This window comes from uncultured Metabacillus sp., from assembly GCF_947503125.1.
Classification (GTDB): Bacteria; Bacillota; Bacilli; order Bacillales; family Bacillaceae; genus Metabacillus.
In genome coordinates, this window is the sequence record NZ_CANNCR010000001.1 from 268,656 (window position 1) to 292,382 (window position 23,727).

Annotated in this window: 25 protein-coding genes and 1 pseudogene; all 26 read left to right on the plus strand. The window is 36.4% G+C overall.

All coding sequences use genetic code 11. From position 1 onward, the window contains the following. The first annotated feature begins 7 nt into the window (after positions 1-7). The 26 genes and pseudogenes from Q1B07_RS01310 to pyrH all read left to right on the plus strand — a co-directional run bounded on the left by Q1B07_RS01310 (position 8) and on the right by pyrH (position 23,726). Positions 8-2,209 carry a flagellar hook-length control protein FliK gene (locus Q1B07_RS01310; protein WP_299090214.1) on the plus strand — a complete coding sequence of 734 codons (2,202 nt, stop codon included), beginning with the start codon at positions 8-10 and terminating at the stop codon, positions 2,207-2,209. Between the two features lie 12 nt (positions 2,210-2,221). Then, positions 2,222-2,647, plus strand: a complete 426-nt coding sequence (gene flgD, locus Q1B07_RS01315) for a flagellar hook assembly protein FlgD (RefSeq protein ID WP_299090085.1) — start codon at positions 2,222-2,224, stop codon at positions 2,645-2,647. A 49-nt stretch (positions 2,648-2,696) separates the two neighbouring features. Continuing rightward, entirely contained in the window at positions 2,697-3,641 is a 945-nt protein-coding gene (gene flgG / locus Q1B07_RS01320; protein ID WP_299090088.1) for a flagellar basal body rod protein FlgG, read from the plus strand. A gap of 56 nt (positions 3,642-3,697) precedes the next feature. Beyond that, positions 3,698-3,919, plus strand: a complete 222-nt coding sequence (locus tag Q1B07_RS01325) for a flagellar FlbD family protein (RefSeq protein ID WP_299090090.1) — start codon at positions 3,698-3,700, stop codon at positions 3,917-3,919. Continuing rightward, on the plus strand, positions 3,912-4,337 hold the full coding sequence (fliL, locus tag Q1B07_RS01330) for a flagellar basal body-associated protein FliL (protein WP_299090092.1): 426 nt from the start codon (positions 3,912-3,914) through the stop codon (positions 4,335-4,337). The genes Q1B07_RS01325 and fliL overlap by 8 nt, the downstream gene beginning before the upstream one ends. 31 nt (positions 4,338-4,368) lie before the next feature. Beyond that, positions 4,369-5,370 (plus strand): flagellar motor switch protein FliM, encoded by a 1,002-nt coding sequence (gene fliM, locus Q1B07_RS01335; RefSeq protein ID WP_299090095.1) that lies wholly within the window; start codon positions 4,369-4,371, stop codon positions 5,368-5,370. Then, complete coding sequence (fliY, locus tag Q1B07_RS01340) at positions 5,360-6,577, plus strand: flagellar motor switch phosphatase FliY (protein ID WP_299090097.1); 1,218 nt, start codon at positions 5,360-5,362, stop codon at positions 6,575-6,577. The genes fliM and fliY overlap by 11 nt, the downstream gene beginning before the upstream one ends. A gap of 26 nt (positions 6,578-6,603) precedes the next feature. Next, positions 6,604-6,966 (plus strand): response regulator, encoded by a 363-nt coding sequence (locus Q1B07_RS01345; RefSeq protein ID WP_299090100.1) that lies wholly within the window; start codon positions 6,604-6,606, stop codon positions 6,964-6,966. 13 nt (positions 6,967-6,979) lie between these two features. Continuing rightward, on the plus strand, positions 6,980-7,654 hold the full coding sequence (locus tag Q1B07_RS01350) for a flagellar biosynthetic protein FliO (RefSeq protein ID WP_299090102.1): 675 nt from the start codon (positions 6,980-6,982) through the stop codon (positions 7,652-7,654). Further along, positions 7,647-8,312, plus strand: coding sequence for a flagellar type III secretion system pore protein FliP (gene fliP / locus Q1B07_RS01355; RefSeq protein WP_299090103.1), 666 nt, complete (start codon positions 7,647-7,649; stop codon positions 8,310-8,312). The genes Q1B07_RS01350 and fliP overlap by 8 nt, the downstream gene beginning before the upstream one ends. A 15-nt stretch (positions 8,313-8,327) precedes the next feature. Beyond that, positions 8,328-8,597 (plus strand): flagellar biosynthesis protein FliQ, encoded by a 270-nt coding sequence (gene fliQ, locus Q1B07_RS01360; protein ID WP_299090105.1) that lies wholly within the window; start codon positions 8,328-8,330, stop codon positions 8,595-8,597. 3 nt (positions 8,598-8,600) lie between these two features. Beyond that, complete coding sequence (gene fliR / locus Q1B07_RS01365; RefSeq protein WP_299090106.1) at positions 8,601-9,392, plus strand: flagellar biosynthetic protein FliR; 792 nt, start codon at positions 8,601-8,603, stop codon at positions 9,390-9,392. Next, positions 9,379-10,467, plus strand: a complete 1,089-nt coding sequence (gene flhB, locus Q1B07_RS01370; RefSeq protein ID WP_299090108.1) for a flagellar biosynthesis protein FlhB — start codon at positions 9,379-9,381, stop codon at positions 10,465-10,467. The genes fliR and flhB overlap by 14 nt, the downstream gene beginning before the upstream one ends. A gap of 76 nt (positions 10,468-10,543) precedes the next feature. After that, positions 10,544-12,580: a flagellar biosynthesis protein FlhA gene (gene flhA / locus Q1B07_RS01375; RefSeq protein WP_299090110.1), complete on the plus strand. Its 2,037-nt coding sequence runs from the start codon at positions 10,544-10,546 to the stop codon at positions 12,578-12,580. Continuing rightward, entirely contained in the window at positions 12,577-13,716 is a 1,140-nt protein-coding gene (flhF, locus tag Q1B07_RS01380; protein WP_299090112.1) for a flagellar biosynthesis protein FlhF, read from the plus strand. The genes flhA and flhF overlap by 4 nt, the downstream gene beginning before the upstream one ends. Positions 13,717-13,722: 6 nt before the next feature. After that, positions 13,723-14,589 carry a MinD/ParA family protein gene (locus Q1B07_RS01385; protein WP_299090113.1) on the plus strand — a complete coding sequence of 289 codons (867 nt, stop codon included), beginning with the start codon at positions 13,723-13,725 and terminating at the stop codon, positions 14,587-14,589. 5 nt (positions 14,590-14,594) lie between these two features. Then, a complete protein-coding gene (locus Q1B07_RS01390) occupies positions 14,595-15,689 on the plus strand; it encodes a chemotaxis response regulator protein-glutamate methylesterase (protein WP_299090115.1) in 1,095 nt (364 codons plus the stop codon). A 14-nt stretch (positions 15,690-15,703) separates the two neighbouring features. Next, positions 15,704-17,746, plus strand: coding sequence for a chemotaxis protein CheA (locus tag Q1B07_RS01395; protein ID WP_299090118.1), 2,043 nt, complete (start codon positions 15,704-15,706; stop codon positions 17,744-17,746). 233 nt (positions 17,747-17,979) lie between these two features. Beyond that, positions 17,980-18,441 carry a chemotaxis protein CheW gene (locus Q1B07_RS01400; protein ID WP_299090120.1) on the plus strand — a complete coding sequence of 154 codons (462 nt, stop codon included), beginning with the start codon at positions 17,980-17,982 and terminating at the stop codon, positions 18,439-18,441. 9 nt (positions 18,442-18,450) lie between these two features. After that, positions 18,451-19,092: pseudogene (locus Q1B07_RS01405) on the plus strand (chemotaxis protein CheC). After that, positions 19,079-19,582: a chemotaxis protein CheD gene (locus Q1B07_RS01410; protein WP_299831085.1), complete on the plus strand. Its 504-nt coding sequence runs from the start codon at positions 19,079-19,081 to the stop codon at positions 19,580-19,582. The pseudogene Q1B07_RS01405 and the gene Q1B07_RS01410 overlap by 14 nt, the downstream one beginning before the upstream one ends. Before the next feature lie 42 nt (positions 19,583-19,624). Continuing rightward, positions 19,625-20,392, plus strand: a complete 768-nt coding sequence (locus tag Q1B07_RS01415) for a FliA/WhiG family RNA polymerase sigma factor (protein ID WP_299090125.1) — start codon at positions 19,625-19,627, stop codon at positions 20,390-20,392. 67 nt (positions 20,393-20,459) lie between these two features. Then, on the plus strand, positions 20,460-20,954 hold the full coding sequence (locus Q1B07_RS01420; RefSeq protein WP_299090127.1) for a Swarming motility protein SwrB: 495 nt from the start codon (positions 20,460-20,462) through the stop codon (positions 20,952-20,954). Between the two features lie 179 nt (positions 20,955-21,133). After that, complete coding sequence (gene rpsB, locus Q1B07_RS01425; protein WP_299090128.1) at positions 21,134-21,838, plus strand: 30S ribosomal protein S2; 705 nt, start codon at positions 21,134-21,136, stop codon at positions 21,836-21,838. A 116-nt stretch (positions 21,839-21,954) separates the two neighbouring features. Further along, positions 21,955-22,836 (plus strand): translation elongation factor Ts, encoded by an 882-nt coding sequence (gene tsf / locus Q1B07_RS01430; RefSeq protein WP_299090129.1) that lies wholly within the window; start codon positions 21,955-21,957, stop codon positions 22,834-22,836. A gap of 167 nt (positions 22,837-23,003) precedes the next feature. Continuing rightward, positions 23,004-23,726: a UMP kinase gene (gene pyrH, locus Q1B07_RS01435; protein WP_046515046.1), complete on the plus strand. Its 723-nt coding sequence runs from the start codon at positions 23,004-23,006 to the stop codon at positions 23,724-23,726. Position 23,727: the final 1 nt, after the last annotated feature.

Consider the following 23,727-nt stretch of genomic DNA (forward strand, 5'->3'; position numbering starts at 1 on the left):
GAAGATCATGCCGATATTACAAATGTTTAATCTAGCTTCTGATGAAACTAAAAATAGTTCTAAATCTAGCGGATTATCATTTCATCAATGTTTAGCTGAAACCATAAACGAAAATCCTAAATCTCACATAAAGAATCAAGATTCATTCATCAATGGCCTGTCTTTTGATGTGATAATAGATGAACTAAATCAGCTTTTATCTGGACTGCCTGAAATAGAACAAGCTATCTTATCTAAGTGCCAGCAAGAAAAACCATCGCTTTCTTTTAATACGCTTATTTCACTTATTGAAAATGAAACAAGCAGGCATTTTAGTGAAGCTGCCTCATTTGATGAATGGTTTAATCAAGTAAAAATATCTCCAAAGGCTGTTGGAGTATTAACGATCGTTAAAGCATTTGAAACAATAGAAGCAACAGAAGCAAATGTAGATTTCACCCTATACAAATCGATGCTAAACAATATGTTAGAAAGGGAGTACCCTAGTTATATCAATACACAGCCTCTTTCATCTTCAAACCTGAATCAGGCAATCGAACAGATGGATTTGCAAGATAAAGTTTTAATAGAAGGGCAAATAGTGCTAAAAAACTGGGTAACTAGTGATGAAACGGGCAGATTACATAAAAGTGAAAAATTAATTGTAATAAATAATAAATTGGCTGAAATGAAAAGAATGCCAATAGTAGATGCCGAAATGAAAAAAGAGATATTACATGAAATTTTGTCATCAACAACTAATCTAGAGAGTAAAAATAGTCTTCAACATATTATAGGTAACGCAGATTTATCATTAATTAAAACAATATTTCATAATACGGTTAACAGTCTATTTACAGAAAACACTCTTTACAGCCAATTAGATAGTTTCGTTAATAAAACTCAAAGTATGTCCGTTGTCGGAGAAATTTTTTTGGGAAATTCCATATCTAATGATCGACAGGATCCGCTGTTTAATAAGCCAATACAATTCGAAAAAAAAGAGAGATTCCTATATTCAATTAATAAGGAGCAAACTGAACAATCAGAAGCATTAAAAAAAATTGAAGAAACCATCTATTTATTACAATCAGAACTTAATCAACTTCCTGAAGTGTCCAAAAATAGCTCTAATTTTATAATTGAAGTTGTCAATTTAATAAATCAATACATCGGTAATAATCATGATCAGGGCATTGATAACAATGCTAGTATAAAAAACATTCAATCTGATTTATTTATTAGGTTTCCAGGAAAAACACAATCCATCCTCTCACTATTAAACATGAAAGATATGAATAGAAGTCCATACTTTATGAATATAACGGAACCTCACTATGAATTTAACGCGAATGAGTTGACACAAAAAATGGACCCATTCATGAAACGAGTAGAGATGTTAATGAAAGAAATGGATATCCCCTCAACACAAGGAGACTTAAATGATTTAGTAAAGAAAGTAGAAAGTGCCATAAAGGTTCTCCAGTTCGAATATCAGCAGTTAGAACAAAAAGGCTTTATTCCTAAGGATATTCATATTTTTAATGAAAGCTTAAAAACAAAGCTAACAAAAGACCATGAGCAATCAATCGTTAAGAATGAAAGTTCTGCAGTTAAAGAATATGAACCTTTCATCGGCAAAACAATAAATGGCCGAGCAGATCAGCTGCTGCCAGCATTAAAGCTGCCAATTCAAGCGAATGAAGCTGAGCAAACAGGCCAACTCAAAGCAGAAACATTTACGATCCAACTAGATATGGTGCTTGATAAATTAGACATCTCTCCAAGCGGAAAGGAAACAGATAGGTCAACACGCCAGGAGTTTACAAAACAATTGGTTAATGCGTTTAAAACGAGTAAATTTGCTCAACTGCCAAATGGTGCAAATCGTTTATTGATCAAATTGAATCCGGAGCATCTTGGATCATTGACAGTCAGATTAGTTCAAAGAAACGGTGAGATGATAGCACGAATTATTACATCAACCGAATCAGCAAGAGACCTTCTAGACCATACCTTGAATCAGCTAAAGCAGGCACTTCCGACAGTGCAAATTGAGATTGAAAGGTTTGAGCTATTCACAGAGCAAAATGTTAGACCATCTAAAGAACATAATTCTGAACAAAAACAAGAGAAGGAATATGCTGAGCAAAAACGTGATGAGGAAGACAAAGAGCATGAGAAGAGCTTTATTGAATCATTAAAAGAAGTTTTAAATGCAACTGTGTAGGGAGGATATAAATTGACTTCAATTGATCCGAGTTTACTGTTAACAAGTAAACCAAGTACAACCACTACAGGCAACTCCAGTCTTGGAAAAGATGAATTTTTAAAAATCCTGATGGCACAGCTGCAACATCAGGATCCTCTTAACCCGATGGAGGATAAAGAATTCATCGCGCAAATGGCTCAATTTTCATCATTAGAGCAAACAACAAATATGGCAAATATGTTGGAGAGATTTTTAACTACCCAAACTCAAGGAGAATCTATCTTAAAATATTCTGAAATGATTGGAAAGCATGTCGAATGGATGAATGCTGAAGTACAAACTGGAGGCGGCATTGTTAAAGCAATTAAACAATCTGAAACAGGGATTATGCTAGTGCTGGAGGATGGGAAAGAAATATCAAGTGATTTTATAAAAAAAATAAGCAACGCCGAGTAATTCAACGATACTTACTGAAAAATATGATTACTAAAGGGAGAGATCTGACATGTTACGTTCATTATACTCAGGAATCAGCGGAATGAAAAACTTTCAAACAAAATTAGATGTTATTGGTAACAACATTGCTAACGTCAATACGTATGGGTTTAAAAAATCGCGTACAACTTTTTCTGATTTATTTAGTCAGCAAATATCTGGTGCAGCTGGTGCAACAGATAATAAATCCGGAACAAATGCAAAGGAAGTTGGTTTAGGATCACAAATTAGCTCAATCGATACAATTCACACAACTGGATCGACGCAAATAACATCTAGATCATTGGACCTTGCATTAAATGGTGAAGGGTTTTTTATTGTTGGGACACTTAATGATCCTGATGCAGTAGACATTGATGAGGGTAATAATTCAGGGACTAATCGAATTACTGGTCCTATTGAAGATGCTATTAATTTAAATTATACGAGGTCTGGTAATTTCTATTTAGATGATAAAGGATATCTCGTTACCGCAGATGGTATGTATGTTATCGGAGAATCAGGTAAAGTGGACGCGAATAACTTTGGAACTACTCCAACTGAAATTCCTGGTCTCATCCAGATCCCATTAACAGCTCAAAGCTTTAGTATTGGACCAGATGGTACTGTGAATTTCGTTAATGAAAATGGTGAATTAAACGTTGGTGGCCGAATTAGAGTCGTGAACTTCGCAAATGAAGGCGGTTTGGAAAAAGTAGGCGGGAATTTATATCGAGAATCAGCAAACTCCGGAACAGTAGATCAAGATAACAATGGTATCGCCTTAAATGATCTATCAATTGCCGGTGAAGATGGAACTTCAACAATTATCTCCGGCGCCTTAGAAATGTCAAACGTAGATCTTGCTGAAGAATTCACTGAAATGATTGTTGCCCAGCGCGGATTCCAATCAAATACAAAGATTATTACAACGTCAGATGAAATCCTGCAGGAATTAATGGGGCTAAAACGTTAAGAAAGGGGAAGCGGGCTGATAATAAATCCGTTTCATAATTATTAGCCCATGCATCTATGATTCAGTTAACTAGACTAAATGGAAAACCATTTTCACTAAATGCATTATATATTGAAGTCATTGAATCATTTCCTGATACAACCATCACGTTAACTAATGGACATAAATACGTTGTAAAAGAGCCAGAACAAGAGGTTTGCATGAGAATTGCCTCTTTTTATAGAGATATTAATGTTCTGTCGTTAAGAAAGGGCTCGGAGGTCTTGGAGGATGAATAAAAAGCTTTTAAGCATTATGCTTGTCATTATCATTTCGATTACTTTAATAGGTGTGACAGCGTTAGTTGTTGTCATGAAATTTCAAGGTGATAAGGAGCATAATGAACCATCAATAGAAGAGGTAGTTGAGGCAAGTGTGGATATCCCGGAAATCACGACAAATTTAGCTAGTGGAAACATCGTACGCCTATCATTCAAAATCGAAACCGATTCTAAAAAAGCAAAAGAGGAATTGGAACAACGAGAATTTCAAATTCGCGATATTATCATTTCAGAATTAGCCAATATGACCGCTGAACAGCTCGAAGGAAAAGAAGGGATGGACAAGCTGAAAGCAGCACTTAAGCAAAAAACAAATGGTTTAATGCAAGAAGGCAAGATCAATAAGGTTTATACCACTTCCTATATCCTTCAATAAGATAAAAAGAATTTATTAGGAGGTGAAATCTTTGGCAGGTGATATTTTATCACAAAGTGAAATTGATGCCTTGCTCTCTGCCATTTCGGCCGGTGAGATGGATGCAGATGAATTAAAGAAGGAAGAGGCCAATAAAAAGGTAAAAGTTTATGATTTTAAGAGGGCTTTACGCTTTTCTAAGGATCAAATCCGCAGCTTAACAAGAATACATGATAATTTTGCACGGTTACTAACCACTTATTTTTCAGCACAGCTTCGTACGTATATTCAAATTTCTGTTGGATCAGTAGATCAATTGCCATATGAGGAATTTATTCGCTCGATCCCGAAAATGACTGTACTAAATGTTTTTGAAGTTCAGCCGCTTGAGGGAAGAGTCCTCATGGAAGTAAACCCGAATATCGCATACGCCATGATGGATCGAGTAATGGGAGGACTTGGATCAAGCATAAACAAGATTGATAATTTAACAGAAATTGAAACGAAAATCATTTCAAACATATTTGAAAAGTCTCTGGATAACTATCAGGAAGCTTGGGACTCGATCATTGATATTGAACCGGTAATGGCTGAATTTGAAGTAAATCCACAATTTTTACAGATGGTTTCTCCAAATGAAACCGTTGTTGTGATTTCACTAAATATACAAGTTGGAGAAGTAAGTGGGATGATAAATCTTTGTATACCGCATGTTGTTTTAGAGCCAATCATTCCAAGACTTTCCGCTCACTATTGGATGCAATCTGATCGTAAAGAGCCTAAACCAATTGAGATTGAAGCTTTAAAGAAACAAATTCAATTAACTGAATTAACAGTGTCAGCGGAGCTTGGCTCTTCGGAATTGTCAATTCAAGATTTTCTGCACCTTCAAATAGGGGACGTTATCCAATTGGACTGCTCCATCGACCAGCCATTAGTAGTTAACGTAGGAGAAAAGCCAAAGTTTATTGGACAACCAGGAAAATTGAACAAGAAATTAGCGGTTCAAATTATTGATCACGTAACAAGGGGTGACGAAGAAGGTGAGTCATAATATGTTATCTCAGGATGAAATTGATGCTTTGTTAAATGGAACAAGCATTGATACAACTGTAGAAGTGAACGGGGAAGAAATCTTGAAAACAGAGGATTATTTTAATGCGATGGAAGAGGACGCTATTGGGGAGATCGGAAATATATCATTCGGAAGTTCTGCAACAGCATTATCTAATTTATTACAACAAAAGGTTGAAATTACAACACCAAGTGTCTCTATTGTCCGTAAAAGTAAATTAGGTGAACAGTTTCTGCACCCATATGTTGCCATTGAAGTGAATTATACCGAAGGGTTTTCTGGCAGTAACTTATTTGTCATCAAGCAAAACGATGCAGCTATCATTGCCGATTTAATGATAGGTGGCGATGGAATGAATCCTGATGCGATGCTTGGTGAAATCCAAATTAGTGCCGTTCAGGAAGCGATGAACCAAATGATGGGTTCTGCTGCAACATCGATGTCAACCATATTTAATAAGAAAGTTGATATTTCACCACCGAGCGTTGAACTGCTTGATGTTAACCAAAGCGATGATACACCCGAGGTTGTCAATGATGAATTATTAGTTCAGGTTTCCTTTCACTTAAAGATCGGAACCCTTATTGATTCAAATATAATGCAATTATTACCTTTATATTTTGCGAAAAACTTAATTGAGGAGTTAATCAGTCCAAAGCAAGAGGCTGCTACGGCTGAAGCTGTGATTGAGCAGCCGTCATCTTTGATAGAAAACATTAAGCTTCATGGTAATAGCAATCAGGGAATCGGAATAAATCAACTTGAGCAAAAAATGTATTCACACCAATTACAGCAACAACCAAGCCAGCAAAATATAGAACGGACACAACAACAAATGTATACAGGGCATCCTCCGCAGCAAACAGTTAATGTAAAACCTGCTGATTTTACTTCGTTTGAGCCAGTACAATTGCAACGTCAGGATACAAAGAATCTTGACATGCTTCTTGATATTCCATTGCAGGTAACAGTGGAATTAGGAAGAACGAAGCGTTCTGTTAAAGAGATTTTAGAACTATCGTCCGGTTCGATCATTGAGCTTGATAAGCTCGCAGGAGAACCAGTTGATATTTTGGTGAATAGTAAAATTGTTGCTAAAGGGGAAGTCGTCGTTATTGACGAAAATTTTGGCGTGCGTGTAACAGATATTATTAGCCAGACGGAACGCTTAAATAAACTTAAATAAAGTTAAATAGATTAGGAGTGGAATTTATGGCACATAAAATTATGATTGTTGACGATGCAGCATTTATGAGAATGATGATTAAAGACATATTAACGAAAAATGGTTATGAAATCGTTGCTGAAGCAGCTGATGGTGTTCAAGCTGTTGAAAAATATAAAGAACACCAGCCAGATCTCGTAACGATGGATATTACCATGCCTGAAATGGATGGTATTGCTGCATTAAAGGAGATTAAACAAATCAACCCAAATGCAAAGGTGATCATGTGTTCTGCAATGGGTCAGCAAGCAATGGTTATTGATGCTATTCAAGCAGGAGCAAAAGACTTTATTGTAAAGCCATTTCAAGCAGACAGAGTATTAGAAGCGATCGGAAAAACATTGGGCTAAAGGTGGAGTAAAATTGCTTCATAAACATTATCTTTTGTTGTTTGTTGTCGCTCTAATTCTGTTTTCTCCGCAAGCGGCAATTGTCCTTGCGGAGGAAACCGGAAATGAGAGTGTATATGAAACGATAGAACAAGAGCAGTCAAAGGATGCGGAAGCTGCTCCAATTGATCAAATTCAAAGTAAGGAGCCTGCTGCTCAAGACAATGCCGTTTCCGTTTCAGCATTTGATTTTATAAAAATGCTTATGGCTTTAGCTTTTGTTCTTTTATTAATTTATTTTTTATTAAAGTTTGTTACAAAGCGAAACAATTTTTTTCAACAAGGTCAAATAATTGTGAACCTTGGAGGAACTAGTTTAGGACAAAATAAATCCATTCAGATGATAAAGGTTGGAAAGCGTTTATTAGTGGTTGGTGTCGGTGAATCCATATCATTACTCAAAGAAATTGATGATGAAGAAGAGAGGATCGAATTAGTAGAAGAATTTGAACGTAAGAAGCAGCAAATGGTCGAACCAAAGGATTTTATTCAAAAGCTGATTCTAAAACAGAATAGAAAACTGAATAAGACAACCAATCAAAAAGCAGCTTTTTCGTCATCGTTTAAAGACCAACTGGAAAAAGTGAAAAAAGAACGGACAAAACAGCTTGAGGATGTTAAAAGAAAGGGAATAAACAAGCATGAATGAATTTATGGAGTTTTTTAATAATAGTGATGCGGAAAGTGTTAGTACGTCTGTAAAGCTATTATTGTTATTAACGGTCTTGTCGATTTCCCCGAGTATTTTAATTCTGATGACCTGTTTTACACGGATTATTATTGTTCTTTCTTTTGTAAGAACTTCACTTGCTACACAGCAAATGCCTCCAAATCAAATCTTGATCGGCATTGCCTTATTTTTGACTTTTTTTATTATGGCACCTACCTTTTCAGAGGTGAATGAACAAGCATTGACACCATTATTTAATGAAGAGATTCAATTGGAAGAAGCATATGAGCGCGCTACGGTTCCATTTAAGGAATTTATGAGCAAACATACGAGACAGAAGGATCTAGCCCTTTTTTTAAATTATGCAGGTGTTGAAAAACCAGAATCAATCGAAGATATACCATTGACAGCTCTAGTTCCGGCATTTGCCATTAGTGAAATTAAAACGGCGTTTCAAATTGGATTTATGATTTTTATTCCGTTTCTAGTCATTGATATGGTCGTGGCAAGTGTCCTCATGTCGATGGGGATGATGATGCTGCCGCCGGTTATGATTTCTCTGCCTTTCAAAATTCTGTTATTCGTGTTAGTTGATGGTTGGTATTTAATTATTAAATCCTTGTTGCAAAGCTTTTAGAATGGGTGAGAATGAATGAGTTCAGAGTTTGTCATTTCATTAGCAGAAAAAGCAGTATATATTACGTTAATTATTAGTGGACCGTTACTATTATTAGCGCTTGTGATTGGACTAGTCGTAAGTATTTTTCAGGCAACTACTCAAATTCAGGAGCAAACACTTGTGTTTATTCCGAAAATCGTTGCTGTGTTAGTTGGACTTATTTTTTTCGGACCATGGATGCTCTCAACATTGGTCTCTTATGCGCAAGATATTTTTGGGAATTTAAATAGGTTTGTGGGGTAAAGGATGATCACAATAATTGAAAACTATCCTGGATTTCTATTAGTTTTTATGAGAATAACTGCTTTTTTTATAACCTTGCCATTATTTTCTTATCGAAACATCCCTACGGTGCATAAGATTGGATTTTCTTTCTTTTTAGCATGGATCATGTTTTTTGCTATGGATTTTCCAACGATTGATATAGATGGTCAGTATTTTATGCTTATTATAAAGGAAGCACTCCTCGGCTTAATGATAGGTTTTACTGCTTACTTTCTCCTATCAGCAGTCCAAATCGCCGGTAGCTTTATAGATTTTCAAATGGGGTTTATCATTGCAAACGTCATCGATCCGCAAACTGGTGTACAAAGTCCATTAATTGGTCAATTTTTATATACGCTTGCTCTTTTATTGATGATCAGCATTAACGCACATCATCTTTTATTAGACGGAGTTTTTTATAGCTATCAATTCGTTCCGATCGATCAATTATCATTGCCTTTGGGACAGGAAAATGTGATCGAATTCGTTGCTCGAGCGTTTCATTCGATGTTTATGATTGCTTTCCAAATGTCAATACCAGTAGTCGGTTCATTATTTTTAGTCGATCTTGCATTGGGTATCGTGGCCAGAACCGTTCCCCAGTTAAATATTTTTGTTGTAGGTCTTCCTTTGAAGATTGGAGTAAGCTTTATCATGCTTATTTTGGTTATGGGTGCATTATTTGTATTCATGCAGCAGCTATTTGAGACGATGGCATTAACAATGCGCGGTCTTATGGAAATGCTTGGAGGAGTAGGCAATGAAACGTCTTAAACTAAATTTGCAGTTTTTTGCAGGAGAAAAAACAGAAAAAGCTACGCCGCGCAAAAAACAGGATGCACGTAAAAAAGGGCAAGTTGCCAAAAGTGCGGATTTTAATACCGCTCTATCCCTATTAGCTGTATTTTTATCGTTTTTATTCATCGGTGCTTTTATGAGAGATCGCATTTTACTCATGATGAAGGGGACCTTCCAGGACTATCTACTTTTAGAACTTACGGATCAAAATGTACATGATTTTTTATTAACGATGTCCTATCAAGCTGTCATAATTCTTGCTCCAATTATGGCTATTGCATTAGTAGCTGGTATTCTTGGAAATTATCTTCAAGTTGGATTTTTGTTTTCAACCGAAGTGCTTCAAATGAAGTTAAATAAATTGGATCCTATCGAAGGTTTTAAAAGGATCTATTCAATTCGTGCAATTGTTGAACTATGTAAGTCATTATTAAAAATTTCTTTTGTAGGTTTTGTCACCTTTGCAGTTATTTGGTTTGATATGGATAATATTCTGCGCTTATCGCAATTGGCAATTGAACAATCTTTTCTGTTTATCTCAACATTAACCGTCAAAATGGGATTGTTTGCATCAGCAGCACTATTGTTTTTATCATTTTTAGATTATCTCTATCAACGTTATGATCATGAAAAAAATCTCCGAATGTCAAAGCAGGACATTAAGGATGAATATAAAAAATCTGAAGGTGACCCATTAATAAAATCGAAAATTAAGCAAAGGCAGCGTGAAATGGCAATGAGAAGGATGATGCAGGATGTCCCAACTGCAGATGTTGTCATTACCAACCCAACACACTATGCCATTGCATTAAAATATGATGAATCAAAAATGGATGCTCCTTTCGTTGTAGCGATGGGGGTTGATCTTATTGCCCAAAAAATAAAAGAAATTGCTCAGTCCAATGATATTATGCTCGTTGAAAATAGACCTCTTGCTAGAGCTTTATATGAACAAGTTGAAATTGGACAAGCGATACCTGAGGAGTTTTTCCAGGCAGTTGCAGAAATAATTGCCTATGTCTATCAAGCAAAAGCAATCGAAAGAAATTAGTATTATTAAATGATAGATAGACATTCGATGCATAAAAGATAGATGAAAGATTGATTGATTTAAGGAGAGAAGATACATGTCTGCAAGGGACTTATCTGTATTACTTAGTGTTATTTTAATCGTTGCCATGCTGATCATTCCGTTTCCGGGGTGGTTATTAAGCTTCTTAATTATCATTAATATTTCTCTTGCATTGTTAGTGATCCTTACATCAATGAATATGAATGAACCGTTGCAATTTTCGATTTTTCCATCGCTGATTTTACTCTTGACACTGTTCCGTCTAGGGTTGAATGTTTCAACAACTAGAGCAATATTATCGGAAGGTGATGCAGGAAAGGTTGTTGAAACATTTGGAACCTTTGTAACTGGAGGAAATGTACTAGTTGGTTTTGTCGTGTTTATCATTCTGATTATTATTCAGTTTATTGTTATTACAAAAGGCTCAGAGCGTGTCTCTGAAGTGGCTGCCCGGTTTACATTAGATGCTATGCCCGGAAAGCAAATGAGTATCGATGCAGATTTAAATGCTGGAATGATAACTGAGCAACAAGCAAGAGAGCGAAGAGAAAAAGTTGCAAAAGAAGCAGATTTTTATGGAGCAATGGATGGTGCCAGTAAGTTTGTAAAAGGTGATGCTATTGCTGGAATTATTATGGTGTTAATTAATATGCTGTTTGGCATTATTATTGGCATGATGCAAAATGGCATGGGAATTAGTGAAGCAGCAGCCCATTATACGATGCTGACAGTTGGCGATGGGATTGTGAGCCAAATTCCTGCTCTCTTAATTTCTACAGCAACGGGAATTGTTGTGACACGAGCAGCATCTGAAGGGAATTTAGGAACGGATATAACAGCACAATTATTTGCATTTCCAAAAATGCTTTATGTTGCTGCAGGTACCATTTTATTATTGGGCCTTTTTACACCGATTGGGATATTTCTTACATTGCCTATAGCAGGTCTTCTCGCATTTGGAGGATATATGATTTCAAAATCGAAGATAGAACAGGTGCCAGATGAAGAAGTGCTGGAACAGGAACATGAGTTGGATGAAATGAAGAGCCCGGAAAGTGTTGTCAATTTATTAACAATCGATCCGATTGAATTTGAGTTCGGTTATGGATTAATCCCTCTTGCAGACGCGAATCAAGGGGGGGATCTGCTAGATCGGATCGTAATGATAAGACGGCAATTAGCCATCGAATTAGGAATTGTTATACCAGTTGTCCGTATCCGTGATAACATTCGGCTGCAGCCTAATGAATACCGATTAAAAATCAAAGGCAACGAAGCGGCAAGAGGAGAAATTCTTCTCGATCATTATTTAGCAATGGCACCTGGAATTGAGGATGGAACCATTGAAGGGATCGATACGATCGAGCCATCATTCGGACTGCCTGCAAAATGGATTGCAGAAGAAGTAAGGGATTCAGCAGAAATGTATGGATTTACAGTTGTTGACCCGCCTTCTGTTGTCTCAACACATATAACAGAAGTGATAAAACAACATGCTTATGAGCTTTTGGGCAGACAGGAGACAAAACAATTAGTGGATCATCTTAAGGAGAATTATCCTATTTTAGTAGAGGAGGTCACACCAACACCACTTGGGATTGGCGACATTCAAAAGGTGCTTGCTAAGCTTTTGAAAGAAAAGGTCTCGATTCGAAATCTCCCAATTATTTTTGAAACATTGGCTGATTTTGGCAAAATGACTTCTGATTCAGAGTTGCTTGGTGAATATGTAAGACAAGCATTAGCTAAACAAATAACAGCTCAATATGTTGATCAAGATCAAATGCTAAAGGTTGTCACATTATCAGGAAGAATTGAGAAAATGATTGCTGATGGTGTACAACAAACAGAACATGGCAATTACTTATCATTAAGCCCTGATGTCTCGCAAGCGATTATTGAAGGAATCGCCAAAGAGGTTGAAAAACTTTCACTGCAGCAGCAAACACCTATTGTCCTATGTTCCCCTGCAGTAAGGATGTATGTAAGACAGCTTACAGACCGCTATTTTTCACAAGTGCCAATTTTATCTTATAACGAATTGGAATCAAATGTAGAAGTTCAAAGTGTTGGGGTGGTGAATATTGAATGAAGGTAAAGAAATATGTTGCTTCATCAATGCAGGAAGCAATGAATCAGATTCGTTCTGAAATGGGCAATGACGCTGTTATTTTAAATTCAAAAGTAACGCAATCAGGCGGGTTTTTAGGGCTTTTTTCAAAAAAAAACATTGAAGTTATAGCGGCTATTGACCCTGAAATATCACAACAACTTGTAGGAAAGACGAAGCATGTTCGTAACGCTGCTGCTTTTGAAACGCCAAAGAGGGAGGCTGCGACTGATAATGAACCGCTTGTGAAAGAACAAAATCAGCAGTTATTGGATGAAATCCAACAGTTAAAGGGGTTAATTCAGTCCTTTTCTACTGATAAAAAAAGTGAATTTTATCCTGAACCGCTCAGAATGATACTAAAAGAAATGACAAAACAAGAGGTTCACGCTTCTTTACGAGGGAGGGTGATATCAAAGCTAATAGAGTATTGGCATAGTGAAAATGGAGATGTAACTTTTGAACAGCTTAGAGAAAAAGAAGCAGAACTCTTCAAAAATGAACTTGAGGGAATAGAGTTTGGCGGCATCTCTTTTCAAAAGAAATATATAAATGTAATCGGTCCAACGGGTGTTGGGAAAACAACAACCTTAGCAAAATTAGCTGCAGAATGTGTATTGGAGAAGAAAAAAAGTGTAGCTTTTATCACAACAGACACATACCGTATTGCAGCAATAGATCAGTTAAAGACTTATGCAAATATTTTAAAAGTACCGATTGAGGTTTGCTATAACATAGATGATTTTATTGCTGCGAAAAAAAAGCTTGATCAGTATGATTTTATTTTTATTGATACTGCTGGTCGAAACTTTTTAGAGTCCCAATATGTTAAGGATCTCCAGAAAATCATAGATTTTAATCATGAAATTGAAACATTTCTCGTTTTAGCTGCTACTGCAAAACCAGTAGATATGCTCGCTGTTTATGAGCAATTCTCAGTAATTCCAATAGATAAGCTTATCTTTACAAAGTTGGATGAAACATCAACAAGAGGCCCTTTGCTTGATGTGATCATGAAAACAAATTTGGGAATAGCCTATACTACACATGGTCAAAATGTGCCCGATGATATCGAAGAAGCAACAAGAGAACGGATAGTCGAACAGATATTGAGGTAAAGGAATATGGGAAACGATCAAGCTGATAAATTAAGAGAGCGCCTGAACGCTTTTCATACAAAATCGAAATCAATAGCAGTAATGAGCGGGAAAGGAGGAGTCGGAAAGTCTAACTTTTCCTTGAATTTTTCCTTAGCTTTACAAAATGTACATAAAAAAGTTTTATTGTGTGATTTAGATATCGGTATGGGGAATATCGAAATTCTTATGGGGGAAAGCTCAACATTCACAATCGTTGATTTTTTTGAAAAGAATCTTTCTTTAAAAGAAACCATCTCAACATCGGTAATTGGGTTGGATTATCTTTCTGGGGGAACCGGATTAGGGACCATATTTCGAATGAATGACAGGAAATTTCAGCGATTTTTAAGAGAATTAGAGCAAATAATGAAAGAATATGATTTTATTATTTTTGATATGGGTGCTGGAATCTCTGAAGACAGCTTACTTTTTTTACTTTCAGTAGATGAAATAATTGTGATAACCACCCCGGAACCTACCGCACTGACAGATGCATATGCAGCAATAAAACATGTTTGTATCAATCATGATTCAACTGCCTTTTCAATTGTTGTTAATCGTGCTCTAAATCACAGTACAGGGGCTGCTGCATTTAGTAGACTTCAACAAACAATGTCACAGTTTCTTAAGCGTGAGGCTTCATTATTAGGAATCATTCCAGATGATTCTGCAATCCTGAAAGCCGTAATTGCTCAAAAACCTTTTATTGTCTATCAGCCAAGCTCACAAGCTAGTAAGGTGATTAGTAAAATGTCAAAGGAATATTTAAAGAATCAAACGTTCATTTTTACGGAAGCTGAACAAGCACCTTTTATTTCAAAGCTTAAAAGTTTCTTCGTGAGAGGGAGGTAAAGGGAGTGGGGAAAATTCGCGTCCTTGTCGTAGATGATTCAGCCTTCATGAGAAAATTAATTCCTGATTTACTTTCCGAAGAAGAAAAGATTGAAGTGATAGGAACTGCGAGAAATGGTCAAGATGCAGTAAAGAAAGTTGAATTATTAAATCCTGATGTTATTACGATGGATGTTGAAATGCCCATAATGAATGGACTTGAGGCATTAAAGAAGATCATGAAACAATTTCCGAAGCCTGTTATTATGTTGTCCAGCACCACAAAAGAAGGTGCCCAAAATGCGATTTTATCATTGCAAGATGGAGCATTTGATTTTATCGCAAAGCCTTCTGGAGCCATTTCATTAGATTTATATAAAGTGAAGGAAGAGCTAATCAAAAAAGTGCTGCTTGCTAAGTCTGCTAACATTGGGAAATTACAAAGGAATCCAAATATAAAAAATAGTATCAACAAGGAAAAAAGATATAGTAAAATAGACTCGCATTTTAATAATCGACAACTTTACATTCCGAAATCGAATTCCTTGAAATCAATTGTTTGTATAGGAACCTCTACAGGGGGACCAAGAGCCTTGCAGCAAGTTTTGCCAAAATTACCAGCTGACATTGATGTGCCGATTTTTATTGTCCAGCATATGCCGTCTGGTTTTACGGAATCACTTGCAAACCGGCTTAACTCGATTTCGAGGATTATAGTAAAAGAAGCCAGGCATGGTGAAGAGGTAAAAAAAGGAGTAGCTTATATCGCCCCAGGAGGTTCTCATCTTAAGGTCCAAAAATCCGGCAATTCTTTAAAGGTGATTCTGGATAAAACGGATCCACGGAACGGTCATCGGCCTTCTGTTGATGAGTTATTTGAAGCATTAAGTGAACTACCTGATTATCGGAAAATTGCCGTTATTCTCACTGGCATGGGCTCTGATGGGACGGAAGGACTAAAAAAGCTTAAATTATCAGGTGCTGTAAATGCCATTACAGAATCAGAACAATCTTCCATCGTTTTTGGGATGCCTAAATCAGCGCAAAAAACGAACTTAGTTGATAAAGTAGAACATTTAGATAATATCGCAGCTTCTATCATGGAGTTTATTCGAAAATAAGAGGTGTTGTCCGAATGGATATGAATCAATACTTAGAAGTTTTTATTGAAGAAAGTAAAGAGCATTTACAATCATGTAATGAAAAATTACTAGATTTAGAGAAAAATCCTAATGATCTATCTATTGTCAATGAAATTTTTCGTTCAGCTCATACGTTAAAAGGAATGAGTGCAACGATGGGGTATGAAGATATAGCAAATTTAACCCATCAAATGGAAAATGTATTAGATGCAATTAGAAGCGAAAAGCTTTTTGTGACATCTTCCCTGTTTGATCCCGTTTTTGCCTCTTTAGATGCCCTTGAGGAAATGGTTTTTTCTATTGCAGCAGGTGGTGATGGTAAAAAGAACGTATCTGCTATTGTTGAGATGCTAAAAGCAATCGAACATGGTGAAATTAGTCAAAATCCGGCCAATCCTGATCAAACCGGCAATGAAGATAAGAAACAAGCAATCGATGAATATGATGAGTTTGAATATACAGTTATTAAGCAGTCAAAAGAACAAGGCTTTAGCGCCTATGAATTGACGGTTTCTCTTCGTGAGGATTGTTTATTAAAGGGTGCAAGAGTTTTTATGGTATTTGAAATTTTAGAACAAATTGGTGAAGTGATCAAGGCCGTTCCAGCTGTAGAGCTTTTAGAAGAGGAAAAATTTGATTCCAAATTTACTGTGGCCATTATTTCAAAAGAACCAAGTGATGTAATTAAAGAAAAAATTATGAAGGTATCTGAAATTGAAGCGGTGTTTGTACAAATAATAGACCCCGACAATGCAAATAGCTCCCTAGAAACAAAGTCAACTCCTGGTACAGTCCAGAGCGGAGAGAATGTGAGAAAAAGGGAAGAAAAAGATGAACAGGACAAGGAAACCAATTTGCAAAAGGCGAAAAAACAGGTTGCTGCAACAAGTAGCAAAACGATTCGCGTTAATATTGAGCGTTTAGACATCTTAATGAATCTTTTTGAAGAGCTTGTGATTGACCGTGGCAGATTAGAACAGATTTCAAAGGATTTAAATAATAGTGAACTTGATGAAACGGTTGAAAGGATGTCGAGGATTTCCGGAGATCTTCAAACCATTATTTTGAATATGCGGATGGTACCGGTCGAAACAGTTTTTAATCGTTTCCCTCGGATGATTCGTCAGCTTGCAAAGGATCTAAATAAAAAGATAAACCTGAAAATTATCGGTGCAGATACAGAATTGGATCGAACTGTCATTGATGAAATTGGCGATCCGCTTGTGCATTTATTACGAAATGCGATTGATCATGGCATAGAAATGCCCCAAGTTAGGTTGGAAAATGGGAAACCAGAGGAAGGAAACGTTAGTTTACGAGCATACCATAGCGGAAATTATGTATTCATCGAGATTGAGGATGATGGTGGTGGTATTAATCGTGAACAAGTTTTACAAAAGGCGATTGAGCGAGGAGTTGTTACAGAGCAATCAGCTGCAGCCTTAACTGATAAACAAGTGTATGAGCTTATATTCTCATCAGGTTTTTCAACTGCAGAACAAATTTCTGATATATCCGGTCGAGGTGTAGGACTTGATGTGGTAAAAAGTACGATCGAATCACTCGGAGGCTCAATCTCAATCGATGCAGAACAAGGAAAAGGCTCGTTATTCTCTATTCAACTACCACTCACTTTATCGATTATCTCAGTAATGCTTGTTGAATTACAAAAGGAGAAATACGCCATTCCGCTTTCCTCAATTATTGAAACAGCGGTTATAAAAAATGAAGATATCCTTCATGCCCATAATCAAATGGTTATTGATTACCGTGGCAAAATTGTACCTTTATTATTTTTGACAGAGATCTTTGAAGTACCGGTAGAAAAAGTGAATGAAGACTATGTTTCTATAATAATTGTACGAAAAGGGGAAAAAATGGCGGCACTTGTTGTTGATTCCTTTATTGGTCAACAAGAAGTCGTTCTAAAATCACTTGGAAACTATTTAACTTCCGTTTTTGCAATCTCTGGTGCAACAATATTAGGAGATGGACAAGTTGCTCTAATTATTGATTGTAATGCTTTAATTAAGTGAGACTTCCATCAGTGGGTGTTTTCTTCATCCCCACTGATGGTTCTCGAGACTTATTACGCTTAAACCGCCACATCATGTGGCTTCGCCTGACTTGGACATCCTGTCCTTCGTCGGATCTTTACGGGCAGTTATTCCCAACTTATTTCTTAGCTTTTCTTGAATCTTGAAGAGGGAATTTTGCTGCCCGTTAAGATGGCTAAAATAGAGGAAATGCTCGGGAAGGGGTATATCATATGAGTGAATTCATATCGGATAACATAAAAATCATCGTGTTTCAGTTAAAAGATGAGGAATATGGTATTCCTGTGCAACAAGTTCGATCAATTGAAAAGTTTCAACAAATTACTAGAGTTCCTAGAACAGCTCCTTATATTAAAGGGGTTATTAACTTAAGAGGTGTAGTGACACCAATAATTGACTTACGTAATCGCTTTGGTTTTGAAGAGCTTTCTACTGATGAAAGCACCCGTATAATTATTGTTTCAAAGGATGATAAGGAAGTCGGATTTATAGTTGACGCTGCAAACGATGTAATTGATATTGATTCTGACCTTATCGAACCTGCACCTGAAGTAGTGGGTGCCGTCCATGAAAAATATATTCAAGGTGTGGCTAAGCTTGAAAAACGTCTGATCGTCATGATTGATTTAGACGAGATTTTAGAGATGGAACGAGAACCCCACATGCTTATGTAGGTGCAGAATATGGAATATGTAAATCTTCTTTCTAATAAACATCTAGATGTATTAAAAGAGGTTGGTAATATCGGGGCCGGTCACTCGGCTACTGCACTTTCAAAGTTGCTAAATAAAAAAATTGACATGATGGTTCCTCATGTAAAGGTAGTCTCTTTCAAAGAATTAACGGAATGGCTTGGCGGTCCGGAGGTTGTGATTGCAAGTGTGTATTTGCGAATTGAAGGAGACATACCGGGGTCATTATTTTTTGTTCTTAGTATTTAACAAGCTGAACGTTTTATTGGTCAATTAATCGGGGATTCCACTTTTACATTAAAGGAGCCATTTTATAATGAAATAGGATTATCAGCATTTCAGGAACTAGGGAATATTTTAACCGGATCCTACCTTTCATCCTTGGCTGACCTCACAGATTTACATCTTTATCCTTCTGTTCCTGCTTTATCATTCGATATGTTTGGTGCAGTGATCAGTCATGGCTTATTGGAATTATCCGATATTGGTGATTATGCAATCATTATCGATACAGTTATAAAAGAAGAAGATCAGCAGAAGTTTGATACCGTAAAGGGTCATTTTTTTCTTTTGCCTGATCCAAGCTCGTTTAACAAGCTTTTTAAGGCACTAGGTGTAAATGATGAAGACTGATTCCTTTGAAATAATAAAAGTTGGTATTGCTGATCTAAACGTGGTAAAGGCTCCTAATCGTATCAGAACATCTGGTTTAGGATCTTGTGTAGGGTTGGTTTTATTTGACAAAATAAATGATGTTGCAGGATTGGCACATATTATGCTGCCAGATTCTTCGCTTGCAAATAAAGGGATATTCAATCATGCGAAATATGCTGATACTGCTATACCGCAGCTAATTAATCGTTTAGTAGCAGCTGGTGCGAAAAGCAGGTCGCTGCAAGCCAAAATGGCGGGCGGTGCTCAAATGTTTCATTTTCAATCAGTCAGTGACATGATGAGGATCGGGCCAAGAAATGTAGAGGCCATCATCGACGTGTTGAACTTATTTCATATTACCCTTATAAGTTCGGATGTTGGTGGTAATAGTGGAAGAACCATTGAATTTGATCCAAAAACATGTGAACTTACCATACGAACAGTAAATCAAGGTACAAAAGTGATTTGATTAGAAGAGTTTGGCCTTAAACTCTTGCTAAGGGGGATCTAAATGACACAATTAACAATAACAGACGAACAAGCAATATGGCAAAGATGGATAAGTGTACGTGACTCACATGCAGGAGATATCCTCATTAAACGGTACATGCCCCTTGTTTCTTATCATGTACAAAGAATTTCTGTAGGACTTCCAAAAAACGTGAATAAAGATGATTTAATGAGCTTAGGCTTATTTGGTTTATATGATGCATTAGAAAAATTTGATCCAAATCGTGATTTGAAATTTGATACATATGCTTCCTTCAGAGTAAGAGGAGCCATTATTGATGGACTGAGAAAAGAAGATTGGTTACCGCGCAGCACAAGGGAAAAAGCAAAGCGAGTGGAAGCTGCCATTGAAAAATTGGAGCAAAAGCATCTTCGTAATGTTACCTCAAAAGAAATTGCCTCTGAACTGGGTCTTTCTGAAAGCGAGGTAATAACTGTTATGAATGAAGGATTTTTTGCTAATGTACTCTCAATTGATGATCAGCTATTTGACCAGGATGATGGAGAGGGCATTGGATTTACCATTAAGGATGAACAGCAGCCAAGTCCAGAAGAAATGATTTTAAAAGATGAACTTATCTGCCAATTAGCTGAAGTGATAAATGAGTTGAGTGAGAAGGAGCAGCTTGTCATTAGCTTTTTTTACAAAGAAGAACTAACGTTAACTGAAATAGGTCAAGTAATGAACTTATCTACATCAAGAATTTCGCAAATCCATTCAAAGGCATTATTTAAATTAAGAAAAATTTTAGCAAACGTGATTCATTAATATTAAATAGATTTTAATACCAATCCTTGAAATAGGGTACCGAAGATTATTCCAAGGGAGGTTGAAAATGACAATCTTACTTTTCATCATTAGTTTACTGCTACATATTGTTTCATTTTATTTTATTATTGTTTTGTTTACAAAGTACTCTACAATAAAAGATCTTGCAAATACTCAGAAAAAATTACTTGAGGAAACGGAAGAAGCGATGACAGGCTTTTTAATCGAAATAAAGGATGAGAACGAACGGCTCCTCTCCGAATTAAAACAGCAAGAGAAATTGACCGTATCAGAAGAAAGGGGAGAAGTTTCTTCAAAAAAACTACTTGAACATGGAACGGAAATGGATAAAACTCAGAAAGAGCTTCCTGAATATTTAAACAGTGTAAATAAAATCGAAGATATTATTGAACTATCTCATTTTTCACAGGAAAAAAGTCTTCCTTTTGAAATGGAGGCTATAAATCTTTATGAAAAAGGTTATACTCTTGAACAGATTGCAAAAAAATTAAATAGGGGCAAGACAGAAATTGAGCTGCTTCTTAAATTTCGACAGAACTAAACAAATCTAAAGAAGTTGAACTTTAGCCTTGATTGTCATATTTTGATATGGTATATTAATTTTTGGTGTTAATACACACGCTTATAGATTTAAGCATTGGTGCTGTTAGTTCTTTTAACAGTTATGCTTAAAGATGATGTAAGCGGAGGAGATCAAAAACCATTAGGAGGAACAAACACATGTCAGTAATTTCTATGAAGCAATTGCTTGAAGCTGGTGTTCACTTCGGTCACCAAACACGCCGTTGGAACCCAAAAATGAAACGTTACATCTTTACTGAGCGTAACGGTATCTACATTATCGACCTTCAAAAAACGGTTAAAAAGGTTGAAGAAGCTTACAAATTCGTTAAAGAACTTGGAGCTGAAGGCGGTACAATCCTATTCGTTGGTACAAAAAAACAAGCACAGGATTCAGTGAAAGAAGAAGCTGAACGTTCTGGAATGTACTATGTTAACCAACGCTGGTTAGGTGGTACGTTAACAAACTTTGAAACAATCCAAAAACGTATCAAACGTTTAAAAGATATTCAAAGAATGCAGGAAGATGGAACTTTTGAAGTACTTCCTAAAAAAGAAGTTGTTCAACTGAACAAAGAGCTTGAGCGTCTTGAAAAATTCCTAGGCGGAATTAAAGACATGAAGCAATTACCAGATGCATTATTCATTATCGATCCTCGTAAAGAGCGTATCGCTGTTGCTGAAGCTCGTAAATTAAATATCCCAATCGTTGGTATCGTTGATACTAACTGTGATCCGGATGAGATTGATTACGTAATCCCAGCAAATGATGATGCAATTCGCGCTGTTAAGCTGTTAACTGCAAAAATTGCTGATGCAATTTTAGAATCTAAACAAGGTGAAGAAACAACAACACCTGCTTAATGTGCAAAAGGTGATAAGGGGAATTGGCCTTTTATCACCTTTTTTTAAGCCATATTTACATAAAGCACTCAATGACAAATAACAATAAAAATTGACCCTTAAGGAGGAATACCGTTATGGCAGTAACTGCACAAATGGTAAAAGAACTACGTGAAAAAACAGGCGCAGGAATGATGGATTGTAAAAAAGCGTTAACTGAAACAAATGGCGACATGGATAAAGCAATCGACTTCCTACGTGAAAAAGGTATTGCAAAGGCAGCTAAAAAAGCTGATCGTATCGCAGCTGAAGGCTCTACATTAGTAAAAGTTAACGGCAATGAAGCAGTTATTTTAGAAGTAAACTCTGAAACAGACTTCGTTGCGAAAAATGAAGGCTTCAAAGAGCTAATCAACGGTTTAGCCGATTTCTTATTAGCAAAAAAACCAGCTGATGTTGATGCAGCTGTTGCAGAAACTATGGACAATGGTCAAACTGCTGGAGATTATATTAACGCTGCAATTGCCAAAATTGGTGAGAAAATCACTCTTCGCCGCTTTACTATTGTTAATAAAACAGATAACGATGCATTTGGTGCTTACTTACATATGGGAGGACGCATCGGCGTTCTAACGTTATTAGAAGGAACAACTGATGAAGAAGCAGCGAAAGATGTTGCAATGCATGTTGCTGCTGTTAACCCTAAATATGTGTCACGTGATCAAGTTTCTGCAGAAGAAGCTGAGCATGAGCGTGAAATTTTAACTCAACAGGCTCTTAACGAAGGCAAGCCTGAAAATATTGTAGCGAAAATGGTTGAAGGCCGTTTAGGAAAATATTTTGAAGAGATTTGCTTACTTGATCAAAGCTTTGTTAAGAATCCAGATCAAAAAGTTAAACAATTTGTTGAATCAAAAGGCGGTACTGTGAAAACATTTATCCGTTATGAAGTTGGAGAAGGTATTGAAAAACGCCAAGACAACTTTGCTGAAGAAGTAATGAATCAAGTGAAAAAATAAGTATAATTATCGATCACTCTCATTATAGCTTATAGTGTTTGTGTGTATTGATTATACATCATTTCTTAAAATGAAAAAGGGAACACAAGGCTGTGTTCCCTTCTTTTGGAGATACATACTATTTCTTTCAAATTTTAAATGTAACAAAAGCAAAGTTGGAGGTAATTATGAGTAAACCAAAATATCAACGTATTGTTCTAAAATTAAGCGGAGAAGCACTTGCGGGTGACAGCGGCTTTGGTATAAACCCTGCAGTTATTCAATCAATTGCAAAACAGGTAAAGGAAATTGCAGAATTAGATGTTGAAGTTGCAGTAGTCGTAGGCGGAGGAAACATTTGGCGAGGAAAAATAGGTAGTGAAATGGGTATGGATCGTGCGACTGCCGATTACATGGGAATGCTGGCAACTGTTATGAATTCCCTTGCTTTACAAGACAGTCTTGAAACATTAGGTATTCAAACCCGTGTTCAAACTTCTATTGAAATGAGACAGGTTGCTGAGCCTTACATAAGAAGAAAAGCGATCCGACATTTAGAGAAAAAACGCGTTGTTATTTTTGCAGCTGGGACAGGAAATCCATACTTCTCAACAGATACAACAGCTGCCTTACGTGCCGCTGAAATCGAGGCGGATGTTATTTTAATGGCAAAAAACAATGTGGATGGTGTTTACAACGCTGATCCTCGTGTGGATAAAGATGCCGTGAAATATGATACTTTATCATATTTAGATGTACTAAAAGAAGGTCTTGCGGTAATGGATTCAACAGCATCTTCTTTATGTATGGATAATGATATACCGTTAATTGTCTTCTCCATTATGGAAGAAGGGAATATTAAACGGGCTGTTATAGGCGAAAATATTGGAACAATCGTAAGGGGGAAATAAT